Source organism: Leptospira alexanderi serovar Manhao 3 str. L 60, assembly GCF_000243815.2.
Taxonomy (GTDB): Bacteria; Spirochaetota; Leptospiria; order Leptospirales; family Leptospiraceae; genus Leptospira; species Leptospira alexanderi.
In genome coordinates this window covers 1-16,615 of the sequence record NZ_AHMT02000063.1, presented here as the reverse complement: position 1 = coordinate 16,615, position 16,615 = coordinate 1, and the positions used below count along the sequence as shown (strand labels likewise).

Annotated in this window: 8 protein-coding genes and 5 pseudogenes; 3 read left to right on the top strand and 10 right to left on the bottom strand. The window is 40.7% G+C overall.

Annotation, left to right across the window (positions count from 1 at the left end):
• Positions 1 to 285: 285 nt before the first annotated feature.
• The 5 genes and pseudogenes from LEP1GSC062_RS20150 to LEP1GSC062_RS20130 all read right to left on the bottom strand — a co-directional run bounded on the left by LEP1GSC062_RS20150 (position 286) and on the right by LEP1GSC062_RS20130 (position 5,840).
• The gene (locus LEP1GSC062_RS20150; RefSeq protein WP_010576972.1) at positions 286 to 1,623 is read right to left on the bottom strand and encodes a cyclic nucleotide-binding domain-containing protein; all 1,338 of its coding nucleotides are present in this window, start codon (positions 1,621 to 1,623) and stop codon (positions 286 to 288) included.
• A gap of 755 nt (positions 1,624 to 2,378) precedes the next feature.
• Positions 2,379 to 4,091 carry a methyl-accepting chemotaxis protein gene (locus LEP1GSC062_RS20145; RefSeq protein WP_010576973.1) on the bottom strand — a complete coding sequence of 571 codons (1,713 nt, stop codon included), beginning with the start codon at positions 4,089 to 4,091 and terminating at the stop codon, positions 2,379 to 2,381.
• A 28-nt stretch (positions 4,092 to 4,119) separates the two neighbouring features.
• Positions 4,120 to 4,478: pseudogene (locus LEP1GSC062_RS20140) on the bottom strand (c-type cytochrome).
• A complete protein-coding gene (locus tag LEP1GSC062_RS20135; protein WP_010576975.1) occupies positions 4,478 to 4,795 on the bottom strand; it encodes a methylamine utilization protein in 318 nt (105 codons plus the stop codon). The pseudogene LEP1GSC062_RS20140 and the gene LEP1GSC062_RS20135 overlap by 1 nt, the downstream one beginning before the upstream one ends.
• A 25-nt stretch (positions 4,796 to 4,820) precedes the next feature.
• Entirely contained in the window at positions 4,821 to 5,840 is a 1,020-nt protein-coding gene (locus LEP1GSC062_RS20130; RefSeq protein WP_020985327.1) for a cytochrome-c peroxidase, read from the bottom strand.
• A gap of 1,004 nt (positions 5,841 to 6,844) precedes the next feature.
• Between LEP1GSC062_RS20130 and LEP1GSC062_RS20125 the strand changes: the two are divergent.
• Positions 6,845 to 7,942, top strand: a pseudogene (locus LEP1GSC062_RS20125) (IS256 family transposase); the annotation flags it as partial.
• Between the two features lie 283 nt (positions 7,943 to 8,225).
• On the opposite strand, the gene LEP1GSC062_RS20120 reads toward LEP1GSC062_RS20125, so the two are convergent.
• From LEP1GSC062_RS20120 to LEP1GSC062_RS20100, 5 genes and pseudogenes are all read right to left on the bottom strand, one after another.
• Positions 8,226 to 9,563 carry a cyclic nucleotide-binding domain-containing protein gene (locus LEP1GSC062_RS20120; RefSeq protein ID WP_010576972.1) on the bottom strand — a complete coding sequence of 446 codons (1,338 nt, stop codon included), beginning with the start codon at positions 9,561 to 9,563 and terminating at the stop codon, positions 8,226 to 8,228.
• A 755-nt stretch (positions 9,564 to 10,318) separates the two neighbouring features.
• A complete protein-coding gene (locus tag LEP1GSC062_RS20115; protein ID WP_010576973.1) occupies positions 10,319 to 12,031 on the bottom strand; it encodes a methyl-accepting chemotaxis protein in 1,713 nt (570 codons plus the stop codon).
• Between the two features lie 28 nt (positions 12,032 to 12,059).
• Positions 12,060 to 12,418 (bottom strand): annotated as a pseudogene (locus LEP1GSC062_RS20110) (c-type cytochrome).
• Positions 12,418 to 12,735, bottom strand: coding sequence for a methylamine utilization protein (locus tag LEP1GSC062_RS20105; RefSeq protein WP_010576975.1), 318 nt, complete (start codon positions 12,733 to 12,735; stop codon positions 12,418 to 12,420). Before LEP1GSC062_RS20105 ends, LEP1GSC062_RS20110 begins: the two are co-directional and overlap by 1 nt.
• Before the next feature lie 25 nt (positions 12,736 to 12,760).
• The gene (locus LEP1GSC062_RS20100) at positions 12,761 to 13,780 is read right to left on the bottom strand and encodes a cytochrome-c peroxidase (RefSeq protein WP_020985327.1); all 1,020 of its coding nucleotides are present in this window, start codon (positions 13,778 to 13,780) and stop codon (positions 12,761 to 12,763) included.
• 1,004 nt (positions 13,781 to 14,784) lie between these two features.
• On the opposite strand from LEP1GSC062_RS20100, the pseudogene LEP1GSC062_RS20095 reads away from it, so the two are divergent.
• Both LEP1GSC062_RS20095 and LEP1GSC062_RS25700 read left to right on the top strand, forming a co-directional pair.
• Positions 14,785 to 16,142: pseudogene (locus tag LEP1GSC062_RS20095) on the top strand (IS256 family transposase).
• Between the two features lie 323 nt (positions 16,143 to 16,465).
• Positions 16,466 to 16,615 (top strand): annotated as a pseudogene (locus LEP1GSC062_RS25700) (transposase); the annotation flags it as partial.

The window sequence follows — 16,615 nt, the reverse complement described above, 5'->3', positions numbered from 1 at the left end:
GCGACCTAAACACCGACCCATAGGAAGGTGTTTGCTGAGTTTACGAAAGCTCTGCGCCTGAGTTTAGGGGTCATAACACTTTAGTTTCTTATCAACCAAACTTTCTTACGACCCTGCTCACGTTAAATAGGGAAATCTTTGAAATAAATTTCCATAACTGGAAAAAATGGGAACTGGCCCGAAGCTAAAAAACCTCTCGATAGTTATAAACGATGGTAAAAATTTATTTCGTAAGAATTTTGATAGATACGCCATAAGACTTATCTGCCGAAGAACAAGAATGAATCAGTTCTTTTTATTGCCTTTTGAGAATTTCTTGGAATACTTTTTAGACTTTTTAGAACCGATTTGAATCTGTAACGTTTTTAAACTCGCCTGCATCGCATCCCTAAAACCCGGATATAAATTCAAGGCCTTCAAAAAATCCTCCTTACTGAGCGTATAAAGTTCGGAAATTCCAACCGACCGAACCGTAGCCGATCTCGGTTCTTCCGTAACCAAAGCAAGTTCCCCGAAAAACTGTCCCTCGGAAAGAGTCGCAATGACCTCTGCATCGTTTTTAGAAAGAATCTCCACCTTGCCCTCGCTTAAGATGTAAAGGTTATGTCCTATATCACCTTTTCTGAATATGATATCCCCCGGAAGAAAGATATGATGTTTTAAAGAAAACACCAGGGTTGTTACAAGTGTGGCCTCGGCCCCTTTGAGAAACGGAACTTTCTCGAGCAATTCCCTATGAAGATGAATCCTAACTTCTCTTTGTAAGGAAAGAGGAAGATCGCTCAGTAGCTCCTTCTCGTTTTCTCCAAATCCCCTTTCCATGATATACATATAATAGTCCCGAATCTTTCTTCGGATTAAATAAGGTAAATTCCTTGCTCTTAAATAAGAATCCACTTGAGACATTCGTTTTAATTGGGCGGTGCGAACTAAATCTAGATTTCCTAATATACTCGCGATATTACCGATGACCGTGGCATAGACCGCCGCACCCAACATCATCACAAGAATAACATAAATTCTTTGATTGGTTGTTACCGGAAGTACATCCCCGTAACCCACCGTTGCAAGAGTCATCACGGACCAGTACAACGCTTTCACGTATTCGTCCCATCCGGTTTTTGCAGAATCGAGTTCGTCCATATACAACCAACCTACTGCACACCAATGAGCGACAATACTGATCCAAAATCCGAGCAAGACCAATCGTAACACTCCGGGTGCGGGTTTGAACGCGAGATTAAGTCTGTGCAGAATGGCGGGAACTCGGACAACCTTTACGATTCGAGTGATTCCGAAAAGAAGAAATAGATACGGATGAGTAGAAAGATTGATTCCGAAAATTTTTTGAGCCACAAGTTCGAACGGAAACGCAGCAATAAAATCAAAAAAGAACCAAGTTTTGAGATAACGAAAAACATTCTTTTTTTGAATATAAACCCTTCCGACTAACTCAGGGGAGAAGATGTAGAATAGAATATCTCCGAAGTAGAGCAAATCCACAAGAACATAAAGACCGTTTATCGCGAATCCTTGTTCATACGACAAAACGATCCTCAGAGGAGATTCCGCAGAGGCATATAAAATACAAACGAAGATTACAATGTCCCAAAGAATCCGCATTCGATTATTTGTGTGAAACAGACTCATTCGATCCCCGCCTTTTTTGGGAATATCCGATTTCAGTCTCGCTTAAACTTTTACGTACGATCCGTTTTGAATAAAAACTCAGCGCAATGCAACCCGTAAAAAAGCCCATCCTACCCACAAATACTTGGATCCGAAGATAAATCTGTCGGAATTACTACAAATCCTCTGTGAAACTTACGCCCCACCCTGATTTTGGGTGGAGGGGAGAGGCGGTGGGAAGACTCGGGAGGTTTTTCTTTACCACAAAATCATACTTCTTGCAAGTAAAAAGCCCCATTCTTGTCGGAACACTTGAAAAATATCAGTTTTTGATCCTTATGATCCCAAAAGCCTTCTTAATTTGTGGGTAAGGTGATGGTAAAAAAGCCCATCCTAAAGCCCTCGAATCTGAGAGAGGTAAATCCGTCGGAAGTACAACAATCTTCCGTAAAAATTCAGCCCCGCAAGAGCGACCTAAGTTGTGATCCATAGGGAATCAACTTATTGAGTTCAGAAAAACTCTTCGCTTTAATTTCTTTAACGCGCCGGAAGCATTGCACTTTAGTTTCTCCCCGCGTTCTGGCGGAGTGGAAAAGGCGGCGGGAAAAATCGTGAGATTTCTCTATATCAGAAATTCATACTTTTTGCAAGTAAAAAGTATGAATTCTCGCAGAAACACTCGAAGAAAACTACAACTTCCGATCGTTCCGATTTCAATGATTGCCTTTAAAAAGGACTACCGAACGTTCTTAGATCGAAAACTTCTCCATCAAACGTTTTACTTTATCCGATTGTTCGTCGATCCGTTTCGCACCCGAGCTGATTTCCTGAGAACCCGATGAAATCAAACCCGCTCCCTGCAAAAGATCCCGAATTGAAAGTTTGATGGAACTGTATGCGCTTTTATTTTCCAAAGATGAATATTCTAAATTAGTAATATTCGAAGAGATCTCGCGCATTTTGAGAGTGCAAAGATTCAAACCCGACTCCTGAGCTCTCATATCCTCCAGTAGATGCACGCTAAAACGCGCCATGTTGGAGGCGTTCTCTTGAATCATAGTAAAAAAATCCGAGAATTGATGCATCTCACCGTTTCCGGATTCGATACTGGCTCTCGTAAATTCGATTAGATCCGTAATTTCCCGCGTGTTTCTCATCGTATGATCGGCGAGTTGTGAAATCTCATCCGCAACGATTGTAAATCCTCTCCCCTGTTCTCCGGCTCTCGCTGCCTCAATCGCGGCATTGAGAGCAAGCATGTTTGTGCGAGTGGAAATATCTCCGATCTTTACGAGAGATTCGTTAATTCTTTGAACGGTACGTTTCACCTCTAAAAACGATTTCTGTACCCCGTCCACCTTCTCTCTTCCCTTTAATGCCGTCTCCGAGGATTCTTGCGCTTTTAGCGTTAAAGAGTTTAAAGACTCGGTCACGGTAATCAAGGAAGAAAGATTTTTTTGGATTTCCTTTTCCAAATTTCGAAGATGTTCGGCGGAAGTAAGAATTGTGGAAGTATTGGTCTCCACCAACGTGCTCAAACGATCAATATGATCAGCCACCTTCTGGGAATCGTCTGCTTGGGTTTCCGATGTGGAAATAAATTCTTTCGAAACCTTGTAAAATTCCCGGCTTGCCTTTTGGGAATTCTCGACCGAAATTCTCGCTTCGACGATGATTTCACGTAGGGATGTTTCCATCTTTTTCAAGAATTCTAAAAGTTCTCCCATCTCATCGAAACGGTCGATCTTGATCCGATTATTCAAATTTCCGTTTTGAATTTCAGACGCAAAGTGAATCGCCTTTTTGAGAGGAAACATCACGGATCGAATAATGGATCTGGAAAATAAGATTCCAGCGACCAAAGAAAGAAAAGAAAGAGCGCAAATCATATACAAGGAAAAAGTAAGCTGAGTTTCCGCGACGTCCTCGCTCTTACGGGAATGGGAAGCTTCGAATTCGATCAGAACCTTGATCGTTTTTCTTAGGGAAGCACTCAGAGGATTGATCCCGCGAACGTATAGTATCTGAGCTTCTTGTCTTTTATTCTCTTTGCCTAAACTATGAATCGTTTCCGCATATTGGGACAGATTCTCTAAACCTTCTTCGAAAATTTTCAAATTTTCAAGTTCGCTCGCTTCCAAGGAAAATTCCCGAAACGTAACGTTATTTCTCTTTATTTCATCCAATAGGGTTCGAACTTTCTTATTTTCTTCCTCGGAAAGAAGCGCGTCAATCGTGGATACCTTGGAGGAAAGAGTCAGCTCCGTAAGAATCAACTTTTCCAAAGTTAAGTTCATCAGTTGAAATTTAGGCTGCGAATTTTCAATCATTGATCGAATCGTTTTCCGATATACGAACGTATTGTAAACAATCAAAGCCGAAGAAAGAATAAATACTCCGATGATGACTGCGAAGCTGAAACGTAATCTTGTTTTAATACTTATATTGCCGAGTAAATTCACTGTAAAGTTTGCGGAAACGTTTTGCCGACTATTTCGATTTCGATAGAAAGTTGATGTAAGAAATTACGTCTTTGATTTGCTCTTCGGACAATTCTTCCTTCCAAGGAGGCATAAACGGAGAACGATTCACTCCTATTCCCCCTTTTTTGATGATTTCTTCTTTTTGTGCATTGGTCAACTTAGTGATCGTAAGATTTGCAGGCGGCGGAACCTTCCCCGTCGCAAGGCGGCCCTTTCCGTCCGCGGCTTCTCCGTGACAAAGCACACAATAAGTACGGAATACAATACTTCCCCGAACCGCGGATTTTTCCATGGAATCAAGAGCCGTCAAAGAAAACGTCGACTCAAAAAAAGAAAAATAATTATAATTTTTGAATATCTTTTCATCATTGTACGTCTATCGTCATTTTCATTTCGGGATGTATCGCGCACTGAACGGTGATCTTACCGGGTTTTTCAAACTTTACCTTTTGCGTTTTGCCCTGAGAATACGAGCCCAAATCGAAAATTTTTGTGGGAGATAGGGAATACACGTTGTGATAAAAAGTGTCGTAATTCGGAAAACTCACCACGTCTCCGACTTTGATCTTTAAGGATTCCACCGTAAAACCCTTATTCTTTTGACCCACTTCGTGTTCCGCCGCAATTAGGCTTCCGCCACAAAAAACGAGAAAAACAAAAACCGCCCTAAATCGATTTAACATTCAATACTCCTAATTTATGATAAAATTATCTAGGAAACTCCGGAATCGAAATCGGAACCATTTTGCCGTTTAGAGATTTCATAAACTCGACGAGATCTGCCTTTTCATCCTTCGTAAGTTTGAGAACTGTCATGTTCGGGTCCAGGTTGTTTTTTTCATCCCCTCCTCGATCATAATGTTCAACAACCTCTTCTAAGGTCGCATAACTTCCGTCGTGCATATACGGTCCCGTCAAAGCGACATCCCGCAAACCGGGAGTTTTGAAAGCGCCTTTCATGGTTTTTACCGCCACGATTTTAAATCTTCCGACTTCCTTGGAGGCGTTTTTCAAACCGATATTGTGAAATCCGTTGTCCGAAAACTGGTCGCCTTGATGACACGCGGAACAATTCGCTTTTCCGTTAAAAACGGAAAAACCCCTTTGCGCCGATTCCGAAATCGCGGCTTTATCCCCTTTTTTCCAACGATCAAACATAGACTCAGTAGACAGGATCGTTCTTTCAAAACTTGCGATCGCCTTTCCGATCGTTACCGCATTTATATCCTCGTTCGGATACGCCTTGGAGAACAATTTTTTGTATCCGCGAATATTCTTTAATTCTAATATAAGTTCGTCCATATCCTGATTCATTTCATCGGGAGATGAAATCGGGCCCAAGGCCTGCGCTTCCAAATTGTCCGCCCTGCCGTCCCAGAACATTTTGTTTCCGTGCGCTCCATTGAGAATCGTGGGAGTATTTTTTCCCAAAACCTTCATATTGTGTCCGACCGCAGTTTTTAACCCGTCCGTCCAAGCAAGACCCGGATTATGACAAGTGGCGCAACTGATCCAATTGGAACCGGAAAGAATCGGATCGAAAAATAAAGTTTTCCCCAATAAGATTCTTTCGGGAGTTGGAGCATTATCGGGAGGAAAAGGATAGGCAATCGTTTCGACCTTTTTCGTTTCACCTTCCTTACGAACGATTTCTTTCTTTTCGTCTTTGCAGGTAAATATCAAAAGTAAGCTATAAATCAAAAATACGGCCCAAAAGATTCGAAACAAACCAAGCCTCCTATAAAACTTTATCCACTTTTTTACTTTAGAATATTCTAATAAGCCGCCCTCATCCACTTAGTTTATAACTTAGAACGTAAATTATTATAACCAAGGATATCATTTGCTTAAATATGGATACTATGCGAATTTTATGGCGAAACGCTTGGGAAAAAACTTATTTTTATAAAACTCATATCCGTTGTGAAGGGCGAGTGAATTACTTTCTATAAAAATTAACGTGAGCAGGGTCGTAAGCAAATGAGAAAGAATTTTCTAAAAGTAGGAGTCCCTGCTTTTAGAATTTGTTCCTAAAATTGCGATTTGCTATAGTTCCCACATTTTAAGAATAGATTTACAAAGTTCAAATTCAAACTTCCTACAAAAAAATAAATCGTGAATTTCTTACGCCGAACTCACGTTAAAAATTAGTATCTGAATTCCCGCTTTTCTCCCAATAGGCTTTCGTGGTTACTTTTAATTTTTTTAAGGTGGATTCGTTCTTTGAATTAAGGAACTCGAATGGTCCGGACAAAAATTTGCCACGCAGTTCGACACCAGATACATTCTTAAAGAAGAAGCTAAACTTGCTAGAGTTTGCGAACGAATTGAAAAATGGTCGCAAAACCCGCAAGGTCATGGCCTAAGCTAATTAGTAATTCTACGAGTTCCGAAGAAACTTTCAAACTCGCCTGCCATGAGAATCAAATCAAACTCCTGAAAAGATTCAATCCGGAATATTAAGAAAAGCAGATTCTATCAGCGGATTTGGTCTTTGGTGGACACTTTCGGTTTTGGGTGCTTAAAGGAGTTCGAAGATATAGAACATCGAACCACAAAGGCCAGAGCACCGGACCATAAAACAACGATTATGTGGAACATATACGGAAGAATTCCCATTATATAGAGATCAGTAGTAAATTTCTTTCAGAAGTAATGTAAGACGAAGAGGGTGTCATCTCGATTGTGTAAATGACTTGTGAAAAAAGAAAAAGTAACAAGGATAAAGCAGTATGAGCAAACCGAAGAATCGGGCAGAAAAACTACTCGATGAATTAATCAAAGGTAAAACCCCCGAAGAGCTGATCGGAAACGAAGGCCTCTTAAAACAACTCACCAAATCACTTGTTGAAAGAGCGATGCAAGGAGAGATGACGCATCATCTTGGGTATGAGAAAAATTCCTCGACTGGAAATAACTCAGGCAATTCAAGAAATGGAAAAAGTAGCAAAAAGCTCAAAGGAGACTTTGGGACAATTGACTTGGAAGTTCCTCGAGATAGAAACGGAAGCTTTGAACCCCAGATAATCCGGAAAGGACAGACACGCTTTACCGGCTTCGATGAAAAGATCATCTCGATGTATTCACGCGGAATGACAACTCGAGAAATATCTCAACACCTGAAAGAAATTTATCAAGTTGAAGTCTCAGCGGATTTAATTTCTCAAGTAACGGATTCCGTCATGGAAACAGTGATCGAGTGGCAGAATCGACCCCTGGATAAAGTGTATCCGATTCTCATCATGGACGCGTTGATCGTGAAGGTTCGAGATGGCAACCACGTCGTGAACAAAGCCTTCTATTTGGCTTTAGGAATCAATCTACATAATAGAGTGTCCAAAATTCTGCGTCTAAACGGGGATTTGTGCTAAAATTGGCGGTACTCCTTTATATAGAGATCAGTAGGAATCAATCTACAGGGCACAAAAGAGATTCTTGGGATTTGGGTAGAAAGAACCGAAGGGGCAAAGTTCTGGCTTCAGATTCTAACCGACTTAAAGAATCGAGGCGTTGAAGATATCTTAATCGCTTGTGTCGACGGATTGAAAGGATTTCCGGATACAATCATATCAGTTTTTCCTAATGCACAAGTTCAACTTTGTATCGTTCCTATGGTTAGGAATTCTTTGAAATGGGTTTCTTACAAACAGAGGAAAGAGTTGGTAGTCGACCTAAAGGCCATCTACAAATCTCCATCGGAAGAGATTGCTAAGAAAAGCCTTGATGATTTTTCAACCAAATGGGACAGTCAATATCCGATGATCAGTAAGTCCTGGAGGAACAATTGGGATTCGGTGATTCCTTTTTTGGCCTATCCACCTAACATTCGCGACCTAAACACCGACCCATAGGAAGGTGTTTGCTGAGTTTACGAAAGCTCTGCGCCTGAGTTTAGGGGTCATAACACTTTAGTTTCTTATCAACCAAACTTTCTTACGACCCTGCTCACGTTAAATAGGGAAATCTTTGAAATAAATTTCCATAACTGGAAAAAATGGGAACTGGCCCGAAGCTAAAAAACCTCTCGATAGTTATAAACGATGGTAAAAATTTATTTCGTAAGAATTTTGATAGATACGCCATAAGACTTATCTGCCGAAGAACAAGAATGAATCAGTTCTTTTTATTGCCTTTTGAGAATTTCTTGGAATACTTTTTAGACTTTTTAGAACCGATTTGAATCTGTAACGTTTTTAAACTCGCCTGCATCGCATCCCTAAAACCCGGATATAAATTCAAGGCCTTCAAAAAATCCTCCTTACTGAGCGTATAAAGTTCGGAAATTCCAACCGACCGAACCGTAGCCGATCTCGGTTCTTCCGTAACCAAAGCAAGTTCCCCGAAAAACTGTCCCTCGGAAAGAGTCGCAATGACCTCTGCATCGTTTTTAGAAAGAATCTCCACCTTGCCCTCGCTTAAGATGTAAAGGTTATGTCCTATATCACCTTTTCTGAATATGATATCCCCCGGAAGAAAGATATGATGTTTTAAAGAAAACACCAGGGTTGTTACAAGTGTGGCCTCGGCCCCTTTGAGAAACGGAACTTTCTCGAGCAATTCCCTATGAAGATGAATCCTAACTTCTCTTTGTAAGGAAAGAGGAAGATCGCTCAGTAGCTCCTTCTCGTTTTCTCCAAATCCCCTTTCCATGATATACATATAATAGTCCCGAATCTTTCTTCGGATTAAATAAGGTAAATTCCTTGCTCTTAAATAAGAATCCACTTGAGACATTCGTTTTAATTGGGCGGTGCGAACTAAATCTAGATTTCCTAATATACTCGCGATATTACCGATGACCGTGGCATAGACCGCCGCACCCAACATCATCACAAGAATAACATAAATTCTTTGATTGGTTGTTACCGGAAGTACATCCCCGTAACCCACCGTTGCAAGAGTCATCACGGACCAGTACAACGCTTTCACGTATTCGTCCCATCCGGTTTTTGCAGAATCGAGTTCGTCCATATACAACCAACCTACTGCACACCAATGAGCGACAATACTGATCCAAAATCCGAGCAAGACCAATCGTAACACTCCGGGTGCGGGTTTGAACGCGAGATTAAGTCTGTGCAGAATGGCGGGAACTCGGACAACCTTTACGATTCGAGTGATTCCGAAAAGAAGAAATAGATACGGATGAGTAGAAAGATTGATTCCGAAAATTTTTTGAGCCACAAGTTCGAACGGAAACGCAGCAATAAAATCAAAAAAGAACCAAGTTTTGAGATAACGAAAAACATTCTTTTTTTGAATATAAACCCTTCCGACTAACTCAGGGGAGAAGATGTAGAATAGAATATCTCCGAAGTAGAGCAAATCCACAAGAACATAAAGACCGTTTATCGCGAATCCTTGTTCATACGACAAAACGATCCTCAGAGGAGATTCCGCAGAGGCATATAAAATACAAACGAAGATTACAATGTCCCAAAGAATCCGCATTCGATTATTTGTGTGAAACAGACTCATTCGATCCCCGCCTTTTTTGGGAATATCCGATTTCAGTCTCGCTTAAACTTTTACGTACGATCCGTTTTGAATAAAAACTCAGCGCAATGCAACCCGTAAAAAAGCCCATCCTACCCACAAATACTTGGATCCGAAGATAAATCTGTCGGAATTACTACAAATCCTCTGTGAAACTTACGCCCCACCCTGATTTTGGGTGGAGGGGAGAGGCGGTGGGAAGACTCGGGAGGTTTTTCTTTACCACAAAATCATACTTCTTGCAAGTAAAAAGCCCCATTCTTGTCGGAACACTTGAAAAATATCAGTTTTTGATCCTTATGATCCCAAAAGCCTTCTTAATTTGTGGGTAAGGTGATGGTAAAAAAGCCCATCCTAAAGCCCTCGAATCTGAGAGAGGTAAATCCGTCGGAAGTACAACAATCTTCCGTAAAAATTCAGCCCCGCAAGAGCGACCTAAGTTGTGATCCATAGGGAATCAACTTATTGAGTTCAGAAAAACTCTTCGCTTTAATTTCTTTAACGCGCCGGAAGCATTGCACTTTAGTTTCTCCCCGCGTTCTGGCGGAGTGGAAAAGGCGGCGGGAAAAATCGTGAGATTTCTCTATATCAGAAATTCATACTTTTTGCAAGTAAAAAGTATGAATTCTCGCAGAAACACTCGAAGAAAACTACAACTTCCGATCGTTCCGATTTCAATGATTGCCTTTAAAAAGGACTACCGAACGTTCTTAGATCGAAAACTTCTCCATCAAACGTTTTACTTTATCCGATTGTTCGTCGATCCGTTTCGCACCCGAGCTGATTTCCTGAGAACCCGATGAAATCAAACCCGCTCCCTGCAAAAGATCCCGAATTGAAAGTTTGATGGAACTGTATGCGCTTTTATTTTCCAAAGATGAATATTCTAAATTAGTAATATTCGAAGAGATCTCGCGCATTTTGAGAGTGCAAAGATTCAAACCCGACTCCTGAGCTCTCATATCCTCCAGTAGATGCACGCTAAAACGCGCCATGTTGGAGGCGTTCTCTTGAATCATAGTAAAAAAATCCGAGAATTGATGCATCTCACCGTTTCCGGATTCGATACTGGCTCTCGTAAATTCGATTAGATCCGTAATTTCCCGCGTGTTTCTCATCGTATGATCGGCGAGTTGTGAAATCTCATCCGCAACGATTGTAAATCCTCTCCCCTGTTCTCCGGCTCTCGCTGCCTCAATCGCGGCATTGAGAGCAAGCATGTTTGTGCGAGTGGAAATATCTCCGATCTTTACGAGAGATTCGTTAATTCTTTGAACGGTACGTTTCACCTCTAAAAACGATTTCTGTACCCCGTCCACCTTCTCTCTTCCCTTTAATGCCGTCTCCGAGGATTCTTGCGCTTTTAGCGTTAAAGAGTTTAAAGACTCGGTCACGGTAATCAAGGAAGAAAGATTTTTTTGGATTTCCTTTTCCAAATTTCGAAGATGTTCGGCGGAAGTAAGAATTGTGGAAGTATTGGTCTCCACCAACGTGCTCAAACGATCAATATGATCAGCCACCTTCTGGGAATCGTCTGCTTGGGTTTCCGATGTGGAAATAAATTCTTTCGAAACCTTGTAAAATTCCCGGCTTGCCTTTTGGGAATTCTCGACCGAAATTCTCGCTTCGACGATGATTTCACGTAGGGATGTTTCCATCTTTTTCAAGAATTCTAAAAGTTCTCCCATCTCATCGAAACGGTCGATCTTGATCCGATTATTCAAATTTCCGTTTTGAATTTCAGACGCAAAGTGAATCGCCTTTTTGAGAGGAAACATCACGGATCGAATAATGGATCTGGAAAATAAGATTCCAGCGACCAAAGAAAGAAAAGAAAGAGCGCAAATCATATACAAGGAAAAAGTAAGCTGAGTTTCCGCGACGTCCTCGCTCTTACGGGAATGGGAAGCTTCGAATTCGATCAGAACCTTGATCGTTTTTCTTAGGGAAGCACTCAGAGGATTGATCCCGCGAACGTATAGTATCTGAGCTTCTTGTCTTTTATTCTCTTTGCCTAAACTATGAATCGTTTCCGCATATTGGGACAGATTCTCTAAACCTTCTTCGAAAATTTTCAAATTTTCAAGTTCGCTCGCTTCCAAGGAAAATTCCCGAAACGTAACGTTATTTCTCTTTATTTCATCCAATAGGGTTCGAACTTTCTTATTTTCTTCCTCGGAAAGAAGCGCGTCAATCGTGGATACCTTGGAGGAAAGAGTCAGCTCCGTAAGAATCAACTTTTCCAAAGTTAAGTTCATCAGTTGAAATTTAGGCTGCGAATTTTCAATCATTGATCGAATCGTTTTCCGATATACGAACGTATTGTAAACAATCAAAGCCGAAGAAAGAATAAATACTCCGATGATGACTGCGAAGCTGAAACGTAATCTTGTTTTAATACTTATATTGCCGAGTAAATTCACTGTAAAGTTTGCGGAAACGTTTTGCCGACTATTTCGATTTCGATAGAAAGTTGATGTAAGAAATTACGTCTTTGATTTGCTCTTCGGACAATTCTTCCTTCCAAGGAGGCATAAACGGAGAACGATTCACTCCTATTCCCCCTTTTTTGATGATTTCTTCTTTTTGTGCATTGGTCAACTTAGTGATCGTAAGATTTGCAGGCGGCGGAACCTTCCCCGTCGCAAGGCGGCCCTTTCCGTCCGCGGCTTCTCCGTGACAAAGCACACAATAAGTACGGAATACAATACTTCCCCGAACCGCGGATTTTTCCATGGAATCAAGAGCCGTCAAAGAAAACGTCGACTCAAAAAAAGAAAAATAATTATAATTTTTGAATATCTTTTCATCATTGTACGTCTATCGTCATTTTCATTTCGGGATGTATCGCGCACTGAACGGTGATCTTACCGGGTTTTTCAAACTTTACCTTTTGCGTTTTGCCCTGAGAATACGAGCCCAAATCGAAAATTTTTGTGGGAGATAGGGAATACACGTTGTGATAAAAAGTGTCGTAATTCGGAAAACTCACCACGTCTCCGACTTTGATCTTTAAGGATTCCACCGTAAAACCCTTATTCTTTTGACCCACTTCGTGTTCCGCCGCAATTAGGCTTCCGCCACAAAAAACGAGAAAAACAAAAACCGCCCTAAATCGATTTAACATTCAATACTCCTAATTTATGATAAAATTATCTAGGAAACTCCGGAATCGAAATCGGAACCATTTTGCCGTTTAGAGATTTCATAAACTCGACGAGATCTGCCTTTTCATCCTTCGTAAGTTTGAGAACTGTCATGTTCGGGTCCAGGTTGTTTTTTTCATCCCCTCCTCGATCATAATGTTCAACAACCTCTTCTAAGGTCGCATAACTTCCGTCGTGCATATACGGTCCCGTCAAAGCGACATCCCGCAAACCGGGAGTTTTGAAAGCGCCTTTCATGGTTTTTACCGCCACGATTTTAAATCTTCCGACTTCCTTGGAGGCGTTTTTCAAACCGATATTGTGAAATCCGTTGTCCGAAAACTGGTCGCCTTGATGACACGCGGAACAATTCGCTTTTCCGTTAAAAACGGAAAAACCCCTTTGCGCCGATTCCGAAATCGCGGCTTTATCCCCTTTTTTCCAACGATCAAACATAGACTCAGTAGACAGGATCGTTCTTTCAAAACTTGCGATCGCCTTTCCGATCGTTACCGCATTTATATCCTCGTTCGGATACGCCTTGGAGAACAATTTTTTGTATCCGCGAATATTCTTTAATTCTAATATAAGTTCGTCCATATCCTGATTCATTTCATCGGGAGATGAAATCGGGCCCAAGGCCTGCGCTTCCAAATTGTCCGCCCTGCCGTCCCAGAACATTTTGTTTCCGTGCGCTCCATTGAGAATCGTGGGAGTATTTTTTCCCAAAACCTTCATATTGTGTCCGACCGCAGTTTTTAACCCGTCCGTCCAAGCAAGACCCGGATTATGACAAGTGGCGCAACTGATCCAATTGGAACCGGAAAGAATCGGATCGAAAAATAAAGTTTTCCCCAATAAGATTCTTTCGGGAGTTGGAGCATTATCGGGAGGAAAAGGATAGGCAATCGTTTCGACCTTTTTCGTTTCACCTTCCTTACGAACGATTTCTTTCTTTTCGTCTTTGCAGGTAAATATCAAAAGTAAGCTATAAATCAAAAATACGGCCCAAAAGATTCGAAACAAACCAAGCCTCCTATAAAACTTTATCCACTTTTTTACTTTAGAATATTCTAATAAGCCGCCCTCATCCACTTAGTTTATAACTTAGAACGTAAATTATTATAACCAAGGATATCATTTGCTTAAATATGGATACTATGCGAATTTTATGGCGAAACGCTTGGGAAAAAACTTATTTTTATAAAACTCATATCCGTTGTGAAGGGCGAGTGAATTACTTTCTATAAAAATTAACGTGAGCAGGGTCGTAAGCAAATGAGAAAGAATTTTCTAAAAGTAGGAGTCCCTGCTTTTAGAATTTGTTCCTAAAATTGCGATTTGCTATAGTTCCCACATTTTAAGAATAGATTTACAAAGTTCAAATTCAAACTTCCTACAAAAAAATAAATCGTGAATTTCTTACGCCGAACTCACGTTAAAAATTAGTATCTGAATTCCCGCTTTTCTCCCAATAGGCTTTCGTGGTTACTTTTAATTTTTTTAAGGTGGATTCGTTCTTTGAATTAAGGAACTCGAATGGTCCGGACAAAAATTTGCCACGCAGTTCGACACCAGATACATTCTTAAAGAAGAAGCTAAACTTGCTAGAGTTTGCGAACGAATTGAAAAATGGTCGCAAAACCCGCAAGGTCATGGCCTAAGCTAATTAGTAATTCTACGAGTTCCGAAGAAACTTTCAAACTCGCCTGCCATGAGAATCAAATCAAACTCCTGAAAAGATTCAATCCGGAATATTAAGAAAAGCAGATTCTATCAGCGGATTTGGTCTTTGGTGGACACTTTCGGTTTTGGGTGCTTAAAGGAGTTCGAAGATATAGAACATCGAACCACAAAGGCCAGAGCACCGGACCATAAAACAACGATTATGTGGAACATATACGGAAGAATTCCCATTATATAGAGATCAGTAGTAAATTTCTTTCAGAAGTAATGTAAGACGAAGAGGGTGTCATCTCGATTGTGTAAATGACTTGTGAAAAAAGAAAAAGTAACAAGGATAAAGCAGTATGAGCAAACCGAAGAATCGGGCAGAAAAACTACTCGATGAATTAATCAAAGGTAAAACCCCCGAAGAGCTGATCGGAAACGAAGGCCTCTTAAAACAACTCACCAAATCACTTGTTGAAAGAGCGATGCAAGGAGAGATGACGCATCATCTTGGGTATGAGAAAAATTCCTCGACTGGAAATAACTCAGGCAATTCAAGAAATGGAAAAAGTAGCAAAAAGCTCAAAGGAGACTTTGGGACAATTGACTTGGAAGTTCCTCGAGATAGAAACGGAAGCTTTGAACCCCAGATAATCCGGAAAGGACAGACACGCTTTACCGGCTTCGATGAAAAGATCATCTCGATGTATTCACGCGGAATGACAACTCGAGAAATATCTCAACACCTGAAAGAAATTTATCAAGTTGAAGTCTCAGCGGATTTAATTTCTCAAGTAACGGATTCCGTCATGGAAACAGTGATCGAGTGGCAGAATCGACCCCTGGATAAAGTGTATCCGATTCTCATCATGGACGCGTTGATCGTGAAGGTTCGAGATGGCAACCACGTCGTGAACAAAGCCTTCTATTTGGCTTTAGGAATCAATCTACATAATAGAGTGTCCAAAATTCTGCGTCTAAACGGGGATTTGTGCTAAAATTGGCGGTACTCCTTTATATAGAGATCAGTAGGAATCAATCTACAGGGCACAAAAGAGATTCTTGGGATTTGGGTAGAAAGAACCGAAGGGGCAAAGTTCTGGCTTCAGATTCTAACCGACTTAAAGAATCGAGGCGTTGAAGATATCTTAATCGCTTGTGTCGACGGATTGAAAGGATTTCCGGATACAATCATATCAGTTTTTCCTAATGCACAAGTTCAACTTTGTATCGTTCCTATGGTTAGGAATTCTTTGAAATGGGTTTCTTACAAACAGAGGAAAGAGTTGGTAGTCGACCTAAAGGCCATCTACAAATCTCCATCGGAAGAGATTGCTAAGAAAAGCCTTGATGATTTTTCAACCAAATGGGACAGTCAATATCCGATGATCAGTAAGTCCTGGAGGAACAATTGGGATTCGGTGATTCCTTTTTTGGCCTATCCACCTAACATTCGTAAGGCGATATACACTACAAATGCTATCGAATCTATGAATATGGGCTTAAGAAAGATTATCAAGAATCGGGGTTCGTTTCCGAACGATGAGGCGGCAATCAAGCTTCTCTATTTAGCTTTGAATAATATGTCTAAAAAATGGACCATGCCGATTCAAGATTGGGATGACGAGCGATCCTTAGAGAGCCGAGTCGCTCGAGTTCAAGCGATGAACAGTTTTCGATTCTTTTCGGAGATCGATTGAAATTGGATTCGTTTTAAAAAAGTTATTTACACAGGATTCCTGACACTACCATAAAAAAGAATTTAAAATCGGAATTTCCAAAAGCGGTAAGTTACAATCGTTTTGTTGAACTGATGCCTAACGCGTTATCTGTCATAGCTTCGTTTCTATCAAATTCTTGTCTGGGAAAATGTTCCGGAATATCGTTCATTGATTCTACGATTCTTTGGAGTATGCGACAACAGAAGAATCCATTCTCATAAGAACCTGTCCAGTCTCGATTTTTTCTTACGGAAAAAACCGGAACTGAACAGAACCTTGCAGCTTGATCTTTGGTAAAATAAAATGAAGTTTTAGAACACGCTGTAAAGTATTTAAAGATACTGCACAACGAGGGAAATCGAGCACAGGCTGGTTTTATGGCTTTAAATTGCATTTAATCGTAAATGATCAAGGTGAAATATTATCATTTATGATTACTCCTGGAAACGTCGACGACAGGAATTCGAAA